At 65.0% G+C, this 15289-nt stretch carries 15 protein-coding genes; 5 read left to right on the top strand and 10 right to left on the bottom strand.

Going from position 1 to position 15289, the window contains the following annotated elements; translation table 11 throughout:
• Positions 1-111: 111 nt before the first annotated feature.
• Together VIQ49_RS00270 and VIQ49_RS00265 are read right to left on the bottom strand one after the other, a co-directional pair.
• Positions 112-1656, bottom strand: a complete 1545-nt coding sequence (locus VIQ49_RS00270) for a bifunctional 3-(3-hydroxy-phenyl)propionate/3-hydroxycinnamic acid hydroxylase (RefSeq protein WP_331879795.1) — start codon at positions 1654-1656, stop codon at positions 112-114.
• Positions 1641-2948 carry a nucleotide disphospho-sugar-binding domain-containing protein gene (locus tag VIQ49_RS00265; RefSeq protein WP_331879794.1) on the bottom strand — a complete coding sequence of 436 codons (1308 nt, stop codon included), beginning with the start codon at positions 2946-2948 and terminating at the stop codon, positions 1641-1643. Before VIQ49_RS00265 ends, VIQ49_RS00270 begins: the two co-directional genes overlap by 16 nt.
• A 256-nt stretch (positions 2949-3204) precedes the next feature.
• On the opposite strand from VIQ49_RS00265, the gene VIQ49_RS00260 reads away from it, so the two are divergent.
• The 4 genes from VIQ49_RS00260 (at position 3205) to VIQ49_RS00245 (ending at position 7172) form a co-directional block, all read left to right on the top strand.
• Positions 3205-4254, top strand: a complete 1050-nt coding sequence (locus VIQ49_RS00260) for a type III polyketide synthase (protein WP_331879793.1) — start codon at positions 3205-3207, stop codon at positions 4252-4254.
• Between the two features lie 116 nt (positions 4255-4370).
• A complete protein-coding gene (locus VIQ49_RS00255; protein ID WP_331879791.1) occupies positions 4371-5366 on the top strand; it encodes a DMT family transporter in 996 nt (331 codons plus the stop codon).
• 33 nt (positions 5367-5399) lie between these two features.
• Positions 5400-6095, top strand: a complete 696-nt coding sequence (locus tag VIQ49_RS00250; protein ID WP_331879790.1) for a type 1 glutamine amidotransferase domain-containing protein — start codon at positions 5400-5402, stop codon at positions 6093-6095.
• Positions 6096-6200: 105 nt separating this feature from the next.
• A complete protein-coding gene (locus VIQ49_RS00245; protein ID WP_331879789.1) occupies positions 6201-7172 on the top strand; it encodes a TIGR00341 family protein in 972 nt (323 codons plus the stop codon).
• An 11-nt stretch (positions 7173-7183) separates the two neighbouring features.
• Here the strand turns inward: VIQ49_RS00245 and VIQ49_RS00240 are convergent, their stop codons facing one another.
• The 4 genes from VIQ49_RS00240 to VIQ49_RS00225 all read right to left on the bottom strand — a co-directional run bounded on the left by VIQ49_RS00240 (position 7184) and on the right by VIQ49_RS00225 (position 10727).
• On the bottom strand, positions 7184-8518 hold the full coding sequence (locus VIQ49_RS00240; protein WP_331879788.1) for a sodium:proton antiporter: 1335 nt from the start codon (positions 8516-8518) through the stop codon (positions 7184-7186).
• A 34-nt stretch (positions 8519-8552) separates the two neighbouring features.
• A complete protein-coding gene (locus VIQ49_RS00235) occupies positions 8553-9083 on the bottom strand; it encodes a DUF1269 domain-containing protein (RefSeq protein ID WP_331879786.1) in 531 nt (176 codons plus the stop codon).
• Positions 9084-9477: 394 nt separating this feature from the next.
• Positions 9478-9705: a hypothetical protein gene (locus tag VIQ49_RS00230; RefSeq protein WP_331879784.1), complete on the bottom strand. Its 228-nt coding sequence runs from the start codon at positions 9703-9705 to the stop codon at positions 9478-9480.
• Positions 9706-9965: 260 nt separating this feature from the next.
• A complete protein-coding gene (locus tag VIQ49_RS00225) occupies positions 9966-10727 on the bottom strand; it encodes an alpha/beta hydrolase (protein WP_331879782.1) in 762 nt (253 codons plus the stop codon).
• A 131-nt stretch (positions 10728-10858) separates the two neighbouring features.
• Between VIQ49_RS00225 and VIQ49_RS00220 the strand changes: the two genes are divergently transcribed.
• The gene (locus VIQ49_RS00220) at positions 10859-11467 is read left to right on the top strand and encodes a helix-turn-helix domain-containing protein (protein WP_331879780.1); all 609 of its coding nucleotides are present in this window, start codon (positions 10859-10861) and stop codon (positions 11465-11467) included.
• A gap of 216 nt (positions 11468-11683) precedes the next feature.
• Here the strand turns inward: VIQ49_RS00220 and VIQ49_RS00215 are convergent, their stop codons facing one another.
• The 4 genes from VIQ49_RS00215 to VIQ49_RS00200 all read right to left on the bottom strand — a co-directional run.
• Positions 11684-11827, bottom strand: coding sequence for a hypothetical protein (locus VIQ49_RS00215; RefSeq protein ID WP_331879778.1), 144 nt, complete (start codon positions 11825-11827; stop codon positions 11684-11686).
• Between the two features lie 296 nt (positions 11828-12123).
• Positions 12124-13473 carry a lipase family protein gene (locus VIQ49_RS00210; protein ID WP_331879776.1) on the bottom strand — a complete coding sequence of 450 codons (1350 nt, stop codon included), beginning with the start codon at positions 13471-13473 and terminating at the stop codon, positions 12124-12126.
• A gap of 374 nt (positions 13474-13847) precedes the next feature.
• On the bottom strand, positions 13848-14363 hold the full coding sequence (locus VIQ49_RS00205; RefSeq protein ID WP_331879775.1) for a DinB family protein: 516 nt from the start codon (positions 14361-14363) through the stop codon (positions 13848-13850).
• A 130-nt stretch (positions 14364-14493) separates the two neighbouring features.
• Positions 14494-15289 (bottom strand): alpha/beta hydrolase (locus VIQ49_RS00200; RefSeq protein WP_331879774.1); only part of this gene is annotated, 796 nt, incomplete at its 5' end.

The following is a 15289-nucleotide window of genomic DNA, read 5'->3' as shown; positions in this document are numbered from 1 at the left end:
TCATCCGGCATCGACGCCGAGAACGCATCGCCACATCCGGCGAGTACGAACACCGCGCATATGGCGGCCACCCCCCGCCTCGGAAAACTCACCGCCGCAATTTACCAGCGATCACCGGTGGTGAAGGCGGACATCGGTTCTCTCGGCGTGTGGACCGGCGTGAACCCTGCCGCCGACCGATTCGACCCCGCACACCAAGCGATCCGGCCGCACCAGAACAGCATTGGCACCGCGTTCTTCCAGCCATGACCGGACCAAATGTGACGCCGACCCGAAATCCGCAGGCACCGCGGACCGGGCACCCGGCATCATGTCCGACAACGCCGAATTCACCGGACCGATGTGGACCAGTGCATACCCGATTCCGAGCACCTCATCGGTGCCTTCGAACGATCCGTCCGGCCCCGACCGGATGAACTGCGGAAAGAGCCTGCCCACCCATCGGCCACCGGGTTCGATGCGGTCACGCAGTCGCATCGCCGACCTGCCCAGCGGCGGATAGATCAGGCGCGGTCCCACCTGCGACGAACCCGGTGCCCGGTCGAGACCACGCATGACCACATCGACCACACCGCGGGCCGGCGCCCGCACCGACATCAGGCGGCCGATCGCGGTGGCCGCGGCCACCGCGCGGAGCACATGCGGCCGCCGTTCGGCCTGATAGGTGTCGAGAAGCAGCCCATCGGCGTCTCCGTCCAGCACGGCGGCGAGCTTCCACACCAGGTTCATCGCATCCCGTTGCCCGGCACCCAGACCCTGTCCGATGAACGGCGGTGTCACGTGTGCGGCATCACCGAGGACAAAGAGCGGCCCGCGGCGCCAGCGACGGGCAACACGGGCACCGTGCCGATAGATGGCGGTCCGGACGATCTCGAAGTCGGCGTCGGGCACTTGGGCGCGGATGGCGGCCGTGGCCCAACCGTGGTCCGGGCTCTCATCATCCCCGCCGCGGTCCTCATGGTCGGACAGCCGGAACTCCCATCGATACCGGTCCGCGCCGATCCGCATGAACGTGGCTGCCTGCGCCCCCGCGCACACCTGGTGCACCCCGGACCACATCTGGAGATCGGCCGATGACCGCACGTCGACGACGAGCCACCGCTGATTGAAGCGGAGATCGATGTCGCCGCCACCGATCTCGGCGCCGACGACACTGGACGTACCGTCGCAGCCCAGGACGTACCGCGCCCGCACCACCTCCTCGATGCCCTCATCCGAGCGCACGTGAACACCGGCAGTACCGTCCGGCTCGATCACAACCCGCTCGGCCGCGCACCCCTCCCGGAACGTGATCCCGGGCAGACGGTAGGCCGCCGCGCGCAGCGCACGCTCGAGGTCGGGCTGGTCGAACATCGTGCTCTCGCGCCAGCCCGAATATCCCGCCGGATTGTCCCGCGGGAACCGCATCAGCAGCCGGTGACGGTCATCAACGAGGCGCATCCCACTGGCCGGCCGCCCGGAGGGTCCGAAATCAATTGCTGCACCAGCACTTTGGACTATCCGATAGACCTCGTCGTCGAGGTGCACCGCGCGCGGCAACGGATAGACCCCCCGCCGGCGGTCGAGCACCACGGACTCGACGCCGTATCGGGCAAGCAGGCAGGCAGCGGTCAATCCGGTCGGCCCCGAGCCGACGATGATCACCGGGGGCGACATGAATCCGGGTGTTCGCGCGTGTTGGCCGGCGGGCGCGTCAACGCCTCGCTGATGCTGCGGGCACCGTCCATCCCGGCCAGTTCCGCCTGCAACGCCAGCGCCCGCGCGCGGTAAGACGGGTTGTCGAGGACGGTCTGCACGGCCCGCCGGATGGCGTCCGGCCTGGTGGTCCGCAGGCGAATACCGCAGCCCGCGCGCACTACTCGCGCAGCGACCTCGTTCTTGTCCTCCGTCGAGCCGGCGATCACCATCGGGACTCCGTGCGAGAGTGCGAAGTGCACGCCGCCCCACCCACCATTGGTCACCAGGACGTCGGTGTTGCGAAACATCAGGTCGAACGGAACAAACTCCGTCACAACAGCATTCGGTGCGCTCACCTTGACCGACGTCGCGGGCGGCCCGCCGGTCGTCGCGACCACAACCGCGTCGGTACCGGCCAGACCGGCGATGGCCGGTTCGATGAGCCTGCCGAGGTCCTCGTTGTCCAAGGTCCCCTGAGTCACCACGACCACGGGTTCGGGCCCCTCGACGCGGTGCCACCACTCCGGTTGTTCCGGCTGCGCACCTCCACGCCCGAGCACCGGTCCGACGTACTGGAGCGATGGATCGAGGTCGCGGCGCGGGTATTCGAACGCCGCGGCGGTCAGGACGAAGACCTCGTCGGCGAGCAGCGGCCAATCCAGGACAAACGACGCAGCGTCGCGGCCCACCGCATCCCGGACGGCGTCGTTGGCGATCCCGTTCGCCCGGCGCAACACGACCGACGTGGAGCCGGCCGTGAGCAGCCGGTTGCGGAGCATCCCGAAACGCGTTGTCGACGGCGGGAATCCGGGTCCGAACGGTCCGGTGTCCGCACTGTTGGCCATCAGCGGCGAGGTGCACACCGCGCCGACCCGGGGCCGATTCCGATCCCCCGCGCTCAACAGCGGCAGCGCCCCGAGGAACAGGTTCTCCGCCAGCACCACGTCGACATCACCCTTGTCGACCAGTGCGGCGAGGCCCTCGTACTGCCCGGCGATGGCCCGGGCGAACATGTGCTCGAGGTCGAATCGGGCCCGCAGTACGCCGGGCATCCGCGCCCGGCCGGGGAAGTGCCCGTCGAGGTCCCGCTCGTCGTAGTCACAGGAGGCCGGCAGCGATACGTGCTCGAGACCGGCCCGCTCGGCGCGATCACGAAATAGACGCCCTGTCAATATCGTTACGGCCCAACCATCCTCGACCAATTGCCGGCCGATCGAGATCATCGGCGCCACGTGCCCCGTCAGTGGGGCGCTACAGAGGACGGCTTTCATCGTTTCAATCCCAGGCTTCTACTCGACACAGCGCGATTGTTGCATGACAACAACTGTTATCACTTTGCCGGACATGACTTTCCGCCAGGTGAGACCCTCGATGATTCAGTCATCTGATGGACACTCCTGTTGCGAGGCCGACCGATCCGAACTAATTTGGTGATAGTACCGGAGTTAAGTTAGGGTAACCTGAGTTCGGACTGGCTCCGACGGCGCGACTCCCTCACCACTTTTGAGACAAGGTTTGGATCCCCCCATGGCTACTGCCTACGTCAACCAGATCAGCACAGCCGTGCCGGCCCTCGACTGCCACGACATGTTCATCGAATATGCCCCGGAACTGATCGAGGAACGCGGCAAGATGCTGCTGTTCAAGCGGATGGCCGAACGTGCGCACATCAACCACCGATGGTCGTCGGTGGAAGATCCGGCAGGCTTCTACGGCAACAATCCGAGTGCTGTGGACACCGAAACCCGCATGGTCGAATACGAGGACAAGGCCCCCAAGCTGGCACAAAAGGCCGTCGAGGGCCTGAATCTCGGCGATGCCGCCGACGAGATCACGCACCTCGTACTGGTCACCTGCACCGGTTTCTACTCACCCGGCATCGACTACGACCTGATCAAGAACTGCGGGATCAGCCCGAACGTGGACCGTACTCAGATCGGTTTCATGGGTTGCTTCGCGGGTATCACCGGACTCAAGACCGCGAACAACATCGTCCGGGCCAACCCCGAGGCCAAGGTGCTGCTCGTGAGCGTCGAGCTCTGCTCGGTCCACCTGCAGAAGCCGAAGAGCCTCGAGTCGATGTTGTCCTTCCTGATCTTCGGTGACGGTTGCGCCGCCGCGATCATCTCGGCGGAGGCGACCGGCCTCGAACTCGACTCGTTCAAGCAGGTCATGGTCCCCGACACCCGCGACCTGATCACCTGGCGGATCGGCAACGAGGGCTTCGACATGGTGCTCTCCGGCAAGGTTCCCGGACAGCTTGGCAAAGCGCTGAACCCGGAGAATCTCAAACTGATCCTGGCCGGCCGCACACCCGCCGACATCGATCTGTGGGCGATCCACCCCGGCGGACGGACGATTCTCGACGCCGTGGAGAACGCGCTCGAACTCGAACCCGACGCTCTGGCCGTGTCGCGCCACGTTCTCGAGAACTACGGCAACATGTCGTCGGCCACAGTGCTTTTCGTGTTGGCCGAGATGATGAAGCAGGCCGCCGAGGGCGGACCCAGGGGCCTCGGCAGTGCCATGGCCTTCGGTCCGGGCCTCACCGCGGAGACCATGCTCTTCCGTCTCTGATCGCAGGGCCACCCAAACTCCACACTCGAACCAGCCACCGGTCGTCGCCGGTGGCTGGTTCGAATTCTGGTGGCAGCGCGGCGCGTACTGTACTCACGAGCGATCGAGGAGGCACGATGCGCCAGGACACCGGCTCCGGGACCCGGCCCGCCTATGGCGTGCTGATCGCAGTGACCTCGGCCGTCTGTTTCGGAACATCGGGTCCGCTGGCGAAGGGACTGATCGACAGCGGCTGGTCGTCTGCCTCGGTGACCGCCGTTCGGCTCGGGCTCGGGTCGATACTTCTCGTGATCCCGCTGGTTCTGCTGCGCCGCCCCCTCATCGAGAACCTGCGCCGCGCTCCACTGCTCGTGCTGGCGTACGGCGTTCTCGGCGTGGCCGTTGTGCAACTGAGCTTCTTCAACGCCGTCCGCTACCTCGATGTCCCGATCGCGTTGCTGTGCGAATACTCCGGCATCATCCTGGTGGTCGTGTACGACTGGCTGATCCGCAAACGCCGACCCAGCTTGCTCACCGCACTCGGATGCCTGGTGGCGCTCGGCGGGCTGGTGTTGGTGATCCTCGGCGGTGAAGGCGTCGGCGACGTCGATCCGGTGGGACTGCTGTGGGCGATGGGCGCGGCCGTGGGGCTCGCGGCGTACTTCATCCTGGCGACCGACGACTTCGCGCGATCCGGGGGAACCGTGGACCCGCTGGCGCTGGCGGCCGGCGGGTTGCTGGTGGGCACCGTGGTGATCGCGATCGCCGGAGCGATCGGCGTCCTTCCGATGTCCGCAGACACGGCCCCGGCGATTCTCGCCGACAAGGAGATCCCCTGGTGGGCGGTGGCGCTGGCGGTGGCGGCCATCTCGACCAGCCTGGCGTACGTCACCGGCGTGTCGGCGGTCCGCCTCCTCGGCGCCACCCCGGCATCGTTCATCGCCTTGGTCGAAGTCGTCGCCTCCGCACTGTTCTCCTGGTGGCTGCTCGGACAGACGATGGCGTTTGCCCAGCTCATCGGCGCGGGCGTGCTGCTGGCCGGGCTGGTGGCTGTGAATGCGGGTGGCCGCCGAGGAATATCGACCGGCACCAAAGACCTTGAAGCAGGAAGTGCCCTGCAGACACCGGGGTGACCGACACCGACGTCGAGCGCGAAGGAGCACGCCATGGCAGATATTCTTTTTGTCCTGACCGGAGCCGATCACTGGACACTTTCCGACGGGACGAAACACCCGACCGGCTTCTGGGCGGAGGAATACGTCGCACCCTACGAGGAGTTCACCAACGCCGGCCACCAAGTCGTCGTGGCCACGCCGGGCGGTGTGGTCCCCACGGTCGACGACGGGAGCCTGAGCCCCGACGTCAACGGCGGACAGGCCGGCGCGGACGCGGTCGCCGCCAAGGTTCGTTCGAATACCGCGCTACACCAGCCCCTATCGCTCGATTCCGTCAGCTTGGACGACTACGTCGCGGTGTTCTACCCGGGCGGTCACGGACCGATGGAAGACCTCGCCACCGACAACGTATCCGGCCGACTCCTCACGGAGGCAATCGATTCCGGCCGTCCCCTCGGAGTGGTGTGCCATGCCCCGGCCGCGCTGCTGGCGGCCACGCGCCCTGACGGTTCCCATACCTTCGCCGGCTACCGGGCCACCGGGTTCTCCAACACCGAAGAAGAACAGGCGGGCCTCGCCGCGAAGGCGCCCTGGCTGTTGCAGGACCGCCTCATCGAACTCGGCGTCGACTACCAGCACGGCGAGCCCTGGGCACCGAACGTTGTGGTCGATCGCAATCTGTTCACCGGCCAGAACCCCGCATCATCGGCTCCGTTGGCGAAGGAGATCCTCGCCGCACTCCCCTGACGCGCCGAACCCCTAAACGAGCCATATATACGAAGACGAGCCATATATTTATGGCTCGTCTTCGTATAAATGGCTCGTTTCGTACGTCTACCAGAAAGCAGCAAAATGTCGGTGTTGATTCCGGACAACCAGAGACGTACCACCGACGAACTCGACGAACGCCTCGACCTCGCCACCGGTGACACCCGGGCCAAGCAGTCGGCATTCTGGGTGATGCTATTGCTGTCCGGCGTGATCGCGACCGCCGGTGTCGCGTCGGACTCGACCGCCACCGTCATCGGCGCGATGATCGTCGCTCCCCTGTCCACGCCGATCCTTGGCGTCGGCTTGGGGATCGTCACGGGACGAGGCGGTCTGATCGCCCGCAGTCTGCTCTACGTACTCACCGGAATAGTTCTCGTTGTGGCAGTGGGATTCCTTGTCGCCCAACTCCTGCCCAATCCAACCAACGTTCTGAACAACTCTCAGGTGCTCGGCCGCACCTCGCCGACGTTGATGGACCTGCTCGCCGCCCTGGCCACTGGCCTGGTGGGTGCGATCGCGATCACCCGGCGCGATGTGGGTGATGTGCTGCCGGGCGTCGCGATCGCCATCTCGCTGGTACCACCGCTCGCCGTGACCGGCGTCTGTCTCGGCTCCCACGCTCCTGCGTTGGCACTCGGTTCATTCATCCTCTTCGCGTCCAACGTCATCGCGATGATCATCACCGCCTCTGTGGTTTTTGTTGCCGCCAAATACAACACGATCATCGACGAAGGCCGGCGTCAGCACAGACGCGTCTACGTCCTCTTGACCGCATTGCTGGTCGTCGTAGCTGTGCCGATGGTGGTCAATTCGCTGTCGTCTGTATGGTCCCAGCAGATCTTCACGGCCACCGAGGACTGGCTCGAGGACACACCCGGAGCCGAGGTGTCGAGTGTGACCTGGCACGGAAAGAACGTGACCATCAACGTTTTGGCACCACCGCCGCTGCCACCGGTGTCCGATCTGCAGGCGTCGGTATCAGATCTCGTGCCGTGGGATCCCACGGTCAAGGTGATCCACGACTTCGGCACCACTGTGGACGCCGACGGCTGAGCCGGCGGTCCTCACGGTCGATCGTCGAGTGAGTTGCTCTCTGCACCAAGGGTTTCGGTGTGGAGGACCACCCGCCGGGTGGTCACCGGTGTCACCGACACCCGTTCTGGTGCGTCGTCGGGCAGGGTTGCCGCCCATTGTCCGTATTTCTGCGCGAACGGCGACGCGGTGAGTCCGTGCGCGAGGATCGAGAACACGACGGTCAGTGATGCGACCTCCACCACATGATCGGAGACCGCGGTTGTCCCCAGCTCCTGCAACGCGATCATCGCGAAGATCACCGTCGCCAGCCCCCGTGGGCCGAACCATCCGATGAACGCAACTGTTGGCCATTTCCATCGGCCCCCGATCAGTGCGATGGCCACCGGAACCATCCGGACGACCGTCAATGCACCGACCGCCAGCAAGACGGTACGACCGGTCGCGTGCTCGAGCGCCGGCCCGACCATGGCTGCGCCGAACGCCATCCACACCGCGTAGGACGCCAGCAATCCGACCGTCTCGGTGAATTCGGAGCGTTCCCGTAGCGGCGCCGGGGCCACGAAGCCGAAGAACATGCCACCGGCGAACGCTGCGACAAACCCGTTTCCGTCGATCTCGGTCGCGGCGAGATAGCACACCAGCGCCATCGTCAGGACCGCCACCTGCTCCGACAACGGTGACGTCAAACCCCGTCCACGACACCAGCGCAGCAGCCAGCCACCAGCACCGCCGACGACAACCGCGACCCCCAGTGCGATCGCCAACGCCCCGGCCGCTTCGATGAGCCAACTACGGTCCCCGAGCAGTCCCACATCCGACGCGACCACCGTGATCAGAACCATCACCACCGGTGTGGCGAGGCCGTCGTTGAGTCCGCTTTCCACGTTCAGGATCCGGCGGATCCGGCCGGGCACGCGCTTGTCACTGACAACTGCCGCGCCGAGTGCGGCATCGGTCGGCGCGATGATCGCAGCGATCAGCGCCGCGACCACCCAGCCGCGATCGGGAAACATCCAGTACGCGAACAGGGTTCCCGCGAGCAGAGTGAGCGGCAACCCGATGAACAGCAGCCGCGTCGGCGGTCCCGAATCGCCTTCGACGTCTCGCAACCGCAGGTGCGAGGCATCCGAGAACAACAGCAGGGCGAGGGTGAGCTCGGCGATCGTCAACAACCAATGCGCGCCCGCGTCGACGTCGATGAGCCCCAGACCTGACGCGCCGATCAGCACTCCGAAGGCCACGAACACCATCGGAGCGCTGATCCGTGCCCGATCGAGGCGTGCGGCCAGGATCGAGTAGACGAACACCGCGCCGACGAGCAGCAGCGGGATCGCCGAATGGATGGTGTCCTGGTGCTCGCTCACGCTGCCCCGACCCGACTACCTACCGGCAGACATCTCAGGATTTGGACGCCTCGTCGATCTCCTTGCTGACTTGCTCCGTGTCCGCCTCGAGTTGCTTCTTGGTGATCTTCGCTGCGCGTTCGAGAGCTTTCTCGACGCGCGATTCAAGATCGGTCGCGGCGATGACGATCAGCCCGCTGTCCCCTTCGTCGAGCAGCTCCCCGACCTCCTTGAGGTCCGATCGGCTCATCCCACCCGCGACATGTCCACCGAGGGCCCCGAGTCCCGCGCCGCCCGCTCCACCCAGCAGCAGCCCCGCCCCGATTCCGACCGCCGGAAACAGTGCCACCAGCGCACCGCCGACCAGTCCGATGCCGAGCCCGCCCCAGGCGCCCTGCCGGGTCGGCTGCTCGTGCTTCTTGACGATCTTGACCTTGCCCTTGTCCGTTCTGGTGATGACCGCTGCATCGTAGGTGTCGATCAGGTCGGCCTCGACATAGAGAGCGTGCACCGCGTCGTAGTCAGCGATCGCAGCGTCCTCCGAGCTGTAGACAGCTGCCAGCAGAGCGAATGTATCGAGGGCCATGATTTCCTCCAGATGGTTCGGTTGGCGTGGACGAGCGGACGCCGCGGCACTGTTGATGTCCGGCTTCCATCCTCTGCATCCACGGCAGCGCGCGCATCGCCCAAAAGGGGTGAGCAACCTGGATGCCGTGATCGGGACGAGCACGCGATCCACCCCCTCCCGCAGACGATCCACTTATGCGAAGACGAGCCGCTTACATGTGGCTCGTCTTCGCATAAGTGGATCGTCTGTGAATGTAGCGGAACCGACTGCGGCTCAGCGAGTTCGGTAGCGCGCGTAGACCAGCCCACTCGTGTCGAAGACCCGCTCCTCGACCAGTTCGAGGTCCAGGCGCACACCGTCGGGGAAGAACCTCTTGCCCACCGCCGACCACGGTCGTGGTGATGAACAGGTGCTACTCGTCCACCAGGCCGGCCGAGATCGCCTGGGCCGCGAGGTTCGGACCGTCGACGGTGAGGTCGTGATCAGCCTCGGCCTTGAGCTTACGCACCGCATCCGGGTCGAAGGTCCGCTCGATCCTGGTCTTCGCGCTGGTCACCGACTCCAGCGTCGTGGAGTACACGATCATCTCCGCGGCCTGCCAGTCGCGGGCGTACTGGAGGATGTGCGGCGACCTCGGCACGGTCCTGAACTCATCGTTCGCGTGGACGTCCGGGGTTCGACGAGCGTCACGAAATCAGGTGGGTTCGGGCCCCGCTCGGCAGGGGCAGCTCGTGTGCAGCGGCTCGCTCACACCGATGACCAATCCGTGTCAGTTCGGCGATCCGCGGTCGGTTGACCAACTGCGCGGCGGCCCCAAGTCATCCGGGCGCCCACCCAGACGAGCCAGGTATACGAAGACGAGCCACGTGCAGGTGGCTCGTCTTCGTATAACCGGCTCGTTTACTCGCAGCCCCAGAAGGCGACCACTGCACGAGCGAGGGCCTCCGCCTGTTCGATCGCCGGGATGACTCGCGAATCCTGCACCGTGATCACTCGCGCATCAGTCATCATTGCCGCCACTGCCTGCGCCTCCTCGGGCGTCCATTCACCGCGGTCGTCTGTTGTCACGAAGAGAACAGGACAGTCGATCGCAGCGGCAGCCCACCCCAGATCCGTGCGATTGAGGATGGCGGTCTCGATGGCGCGAACCATCCCGGCTTTGCTGGATCTGCGCATCGACGACCGCAGCAATTCGAGGGCTTCATGATCAGTGCTGCGGGTGCGATCGGTGAACAGCGTCTCCTCGATCGCTCTGGCAGGCAGTCCACGCGACCCGAAGATGCGGTAAAGAGGCTTGAGAACAGTGACTTTCATGCGCAATCCCCTATCGATCGGATGCGTCGGCGCGCTGATTGCGACCAGGCTGCGGACGTATTCGGGGTGCATGGCGGCGAGCTCCATACCGACATGCCCACCCCAGGCGTTTCCGATCCAGTCCACGGGACCGTCGAGTTCGGAATCCAACGCCTGCAGAACCTCGACGGCAGCACGCGTGCATCCCATGATGTCGGTTGCCTGTCGCAGCGGATCACTCAGTCCGGACGAGGGCGCGTCGATCAGGTAGAGACGCCGATGCCGGGCCAGGTCCGGAACCACCCGGTCCCAGCTTCTCGAATCGACGAACATGCTGTGCCAGGCGACCGCAGGCGACCCTTCGCCCACAACGCGAATATGCAAGTCTCCCAACGCTGTCGGCACTGTACGAGTGCTTTCTGCCGTGAACATGAGGCCTTCTTTCTCTGGGGCCAATTCAGCTTACAAAGAGTAATATCAAATGGGTATACGCTGTTCGAATGGCTCGGAACTACTCGTCGGAACTGCGGACCGAACGCGCTCGCATCAACAGGGATGCAGTCCTTCTGGCCGCACACGAGATGTTCATCTCGACCGGCTGGGTGGCGACCACGGTGGCCGGGGTGGCACGTGCCGCGGGCGTCACGCGGCAGACCGTGTACCAGCAGTTCGAATCCAAGCTGACGCTGCTCGACGCATGTATCGACCTCGCCCTGACGGATGGCCGGCTCGTACCGGTCCGCGATATGCCGGAGTACCAACACATGGCACAGGGAGACAGATCGTCACGAGTAGCAGCCGGCGCGCAATGGCTTCGCGGAGCCCACGAACGTTCGGCCGCAATACAAGACGTGCTCGATCAGGCCGCCGTCACCGACACCGAGGCCGCCGCGAGGCTGGCCGATCGCGAGAACACGCGCTGGAATGAAGTGCGGTGGGCAGCTTCGCTGATACTCGGACACGAACCCGACAACGACACGGTCGACGCGTTGTGGACACTCACCTCACGCCGAGTCTGGTTGATGCTCGTCCGCGATCGCGATTGGGATGGGCATCGATGGGACGCCTGGTTTGTCCAACAGGCCGGCGCACTTCTCGATTCGCCATGATGCCTCATCACCGAGCACATCGGGGACGCAGAAACACGAGGACGAGCCTGGGTCTTCGGGTTCGGCACCGCCGGCCGTTGCAGGCCTACCATCAAACGCGAGTTCGATCGAGTGGGCAGGGAACCTGGAAATCCACTTCACTCGATCACGCCTCGATTCCCAACGCACCGTGACGAACTCACCCACGACAAAACGGGAACCGGCTCGGGAGCACCATCATGACCACTCACCCCGAGCCGACAGGGTGTCAGCCGCCTCCCGGCACGCATCCTCGGCGATCTCGATCGAGATCACCGCACGGCCCAGTGCGGTCCGCACCGCGGTCGGCCCGTTCACCGCATACGTCCGTTCGGCCCGCATGGCCAGTGCATGTACTTCTTGAAGCAACTCGGACAACTGGTCGACGACGTGGCGACAACCACGTGGATCAGCACACACGTCGTCTGCGGCCGGTTGCTGAACTCGATTGCACTCTGACAAAAGTCCCCCTAAGTATCTGATCCGCAGGGTCGGCTGTACGCGAACTCACGCGCCACTGCTGTTCTGCGGCAAGCGAACCTGTTGAATCGGCCTGCCGCCAATTCGCTCTGCCCATCCATCCACGCGAGGCCGGGAACACGGCTACGAGCGTCCACTCCCCGTCGTCTCGGCCGGCATCACGGGGTTCGATGCTCTTGTGGCGCAAGCGAGTTCCCCGGTGCGATGTCGGCGCAGTTGGACGGCGCAGGTTTGCCGCCGAGTCGGTCGGTGATCCACGCGAGAGCTCCTGGGATCCAGACGGCCGCAGCGGGTATGTGGCTCAGCGCGTCGTACTGATCGTACTGAATCGAGAGCCCGGCGTCGCAATACTTGCGGGCGAGTCCGCGAACGTCTCCGGCGACCATGATCCCATCGCCGTCTCCGAGACCGGGCCCACCCGGGGACGTTCCCTCCAGGGCCCCATTGGCTCCCTGCGCGATGAACATCGGGATCGTTGGGATCGCCGCGTCACCCATGTTGATCTTGTTGGCGACATCAACGTATTCAGGCACCGAATTGGGGTGACTGTACTGCGGTTTCGCGATGTCCTGCCAGGTCAACCCGGGATACTGGGCAAGGACGTTGCCGATCGACGCGTCGTCGAGCCGGGTCACGACTTCGCGTCCCTTTGCGCTGAGATATGGTTCGAAATCGATGTCGTAGGACCGTGCGATTCCGACGATCGCCATTCCGACCACCCCGCCCCATCCCAGACTCCCACTCGCATATCGCAGATTGTTGGCGGGATTGACCAGCACCCCGCCCTGCGCGGCGCCGACCAGATCCTCATTGATCTCAGGCGCATATGCCGGTGCCAGAATCGAGGCCCAGTTGGTGGCGATGGCCCCGCCGGAGTACCCCATCAGCGCAATCTCGGCGCCGTCACCAATACCGGCCTCGGGTACCGCGCGCGCCGCCCGTAAGGAGTCGAGCGTCAACATCCCATACTCGGGCCCGGCAGCGAAGTTTGCGTTCTGGCCCTCGGTGTCCGGAATGACGATCGTGTAACCCAGGGCGAACAACGGCCCGAACAATGCCGCCTCGACCGAGGTGAAGGTGCCCCCGATGTTGAAGTTCTGTCCACTTGGAGTCCACTGGCCGATCGGGGTATTGCCCGCAATGGCACGCGAAGGACTGTCGTCGGGGTTCAGCGAGTCGTAAAACGACTGATACGAAACGACTTTGCCAGTTTGCGCGTTCGCCGGACGCAGGATCGAGGTGACATTCGACGACGGCCGGCCGAGGGCATCGGTGGAGCGATAGAGAACTTGAACCGCCTGAATCGGGGTGCCGACATTGACCAGGTGGTAGGACATCGTGCGTGTTGCGAGCACGGCGCCCGGTTCGTACGAGGACAACGGCTCGGCACCGTTGTAGCTGTAGAAGGCGTCGTTGACAGGCTGCGCGCCGGCACCGGGTACGACAAAGGCTGTTAGTGCGATGGCGAGTATCGCCACAACTGTGCGCGACAAGACCTTTGGCGACATGCGCGAACTCCATCTCGTGTGTTCCAGCCCACCCGGGGACTGCGGTATGACGACCACCATATATTACTGGCAGGTAACTTACTACGTCTTACCTGACACTATTCGCACGGAGTGTCCAATTGCCCACCCGGGTGAGCGTGGCGGGAGCATCATCGAGTAGGTCCGGTTGCGACTCACCGCCCTCTGCGGTGGCCCAGAGGTCCAGCGTGAGGCACCCGATCACGGTGTGAGCGAACACTTCGGCCTGAATCGCCGACAGTTCCAACAGCACCAAAACAGAGGTGAGACAACAATTTTCGCAACTGATCCTGCCTGTCCGCATCGCCGCGATGCGGGATCACGCCAGGCCATCAGAGCCCTCGATGTTCGCACCGTTATCGCAGCCAACCGGACCGCCGCGCACGAATCTGCTCGGCAAGAATGTCGGCGTGACCGGCGTGCCGTGCGACCTCAGCGCTCAGATTCATATAGATGAATCGCAGGCTCACCGTCCCGGCGATACGGTGCTCGGCCGTGTCGTCCAGGACGTAGCCGGCCGCGAGTTGCCTCGATCTGGTGCAGGCCGCGGTGTATTCGGAGATCACGTCGGTCAGTGTCTCGTCATCACCGACGTGGAAGCTGGCATCTCCGCCGGTTGCCGCGAAGCCGTCGCAATCGTCGACGCTGATTCCCGCGAGGGTTCGCTGGAACCAGATGCGTTCGGCCGCAGCACAATGCTTGATCAGCGAGATCGGGGTGGTCAGTGATGGAACCAGCTTCTGGCGCGCTTCGGTGTCGGAGAGATCGCTGACGGCCGCCACGATCTCCGCCCGGCCCAGATCAAGCGTGTTCTCCAGCAACTCCCGTTCAGTGCCCGTGAACGGCCGGCCGGGACCCAGAGCACTTGTCACCTTCGCCTCCTGACAGACCAACTATGCTGTTGCGCCGGATTTTACCTGGCAGGCTGCCCCGATCCTCTGCCCATTGTGCGAACCACCCGGTGGCGGATCGCTCGTCGGTGAAGTTGATGGAGCCGGGCGGTCAGAGCCCGAGCATCGCGGTGGCCACCTGGTCGGCCGCAGCATTCCGCAGGGCGGTGCCCATGTTGTCGAGGACGAGCAGTTGCGCCCCGGGGATCTCGGCGGCGAGGGCCTCGCCGTTACCGACCGGGAAGAACGGGTCGGCACGACCGTGCACCACGAGCGTGGGCACGTCGAGCTCACCGAGCCGTTCCCGCCATCGCGGGGCGCAATCGATCCGGGAGAACACCATCCCGAGCTGGTTCGCCTGGTGCACTGCGGGGTCGCTCGACGGTGTCCGGTCCCAGATTCGGAGCGCAGTCGCCCGCACCTGCTGCGGATCGTCGCCCATCGGTTTGGCACCGTCTGCGGCGAACGCCGCGACGGCATCGCGGTTGGACCAGTCAGGCATCGGCTGGGAGAACAGCGCGGCCAGGGCCGCGGAATCGTGGTCGGGCAGATCATCGTCGACCGGGCCCGGCGCCACCGGTCGGGTGCCGACCAGGGTCAGTGCCGAGAACACATCGGGGTGGTCCAGTACGGCGACCTGAGCGACCATCCCACCGACGCCGACTCCACCGAGATGTACGGTCCCGGCACCGAGTGCCCCGACCAGCGCGGCCGCATCCACTGACAGATCCCGCAAACCGTATGCCGGATTCTCGGGATCGCACGTAGTCGATCCGCCGGAGGCCCGCAGGTCGTAGCGGACAACGCGACGCCCGCCCGACGCGAGTCGCGTGCACAGCGCATCCGGCCAGGACAACATCGTCGTACCGCCGGCCAGAAGGACCAACGGATCGTCCTCGCGGCCAAAG

Source organism: Williamsia sp. (assembly GCF_036566845.1).
Taxonomy (GTDB): domain Bacteria; phylum Actinomycetota; class Actinomycetes; order Mycobacteriales; family Mycobacteriaceae; genus Williamsia.
The sequence above is the reverse complement of the archived record's forward strand: the minus strand, read 5'-3'. Positions and strand labels throughout refer to the sequence as shown.

Coding starts and splice junctions, on each gene's coding strand:
- VIQ49_RS00245 (WP_331879789.1), top strand. CDS start 6,201: ATGTCGGTGTTGATTCCGGACAACCAGAGACGTACCACCGACGAACTC.
- VIQ49_RS00215 (WP_331879778.1), bottom strand. CDS start 11,827: ATGCGGGCCGAACGGACGTATGCGGTGAACGGGCCGACCGCGGTGCGG.
- VIQ49_RS00270 (WP_331879795.1), bottom strand. CDS start 1,656: ATGTCGCCCCCGGTGATCATCGTCGGCTCGGGGCCGACCGGATTGACC.
- VIQ49_RS00220 (WP_331879780.1), top strand. CDS start 10,859: ATGGCTCGGAACTACTCGTCGGAACTGCGGACCGAACGCGCTCGCATC.
- VIQ49_RS00235 (WP_331879786.1), bottom strand. CDS start 9,083: ATGGCCCTCGATACATTCGCTCTGCTGGCAGCTGTCTACAGCTCGGAG.
- VIQ49_RS00255 (WP_331879791.1), top strand. CDS start 4,371: ATGCGCCAGGACACCGGCTCCGGGACCCGGCCCGCCTATGGCGTGCTG.
- VIQ49_RS00265 (WP_331879794.1), bottom strand. CDS start 2,948: ATGAAAGCCGTCCTCTGTAGCGCCCCACTGACGGGGCACGTGGCGCCG.
- VIQ49_RS00260 (WP_331879793.1), top strand. CDS start 3,205: ATGGCTACTGCCTACGTCAACCAGATCAGCACAGCCGTGCCGGCCCTC.
- VIQ49_RS00210 (WP_331879776.1), bottom strand. CDS start 13,473: ATGTCGCCAAAGGTCTTGTCGCGCACAGTTGTGGCGATACTCGCCATC.
- VIQ49_RS00250 (WP_331879790.1), top strand. CDS start 5,400: ATGGCAGATATTCTTTTTGTCCTGACCGGAGCCGATCACTGGACACTT.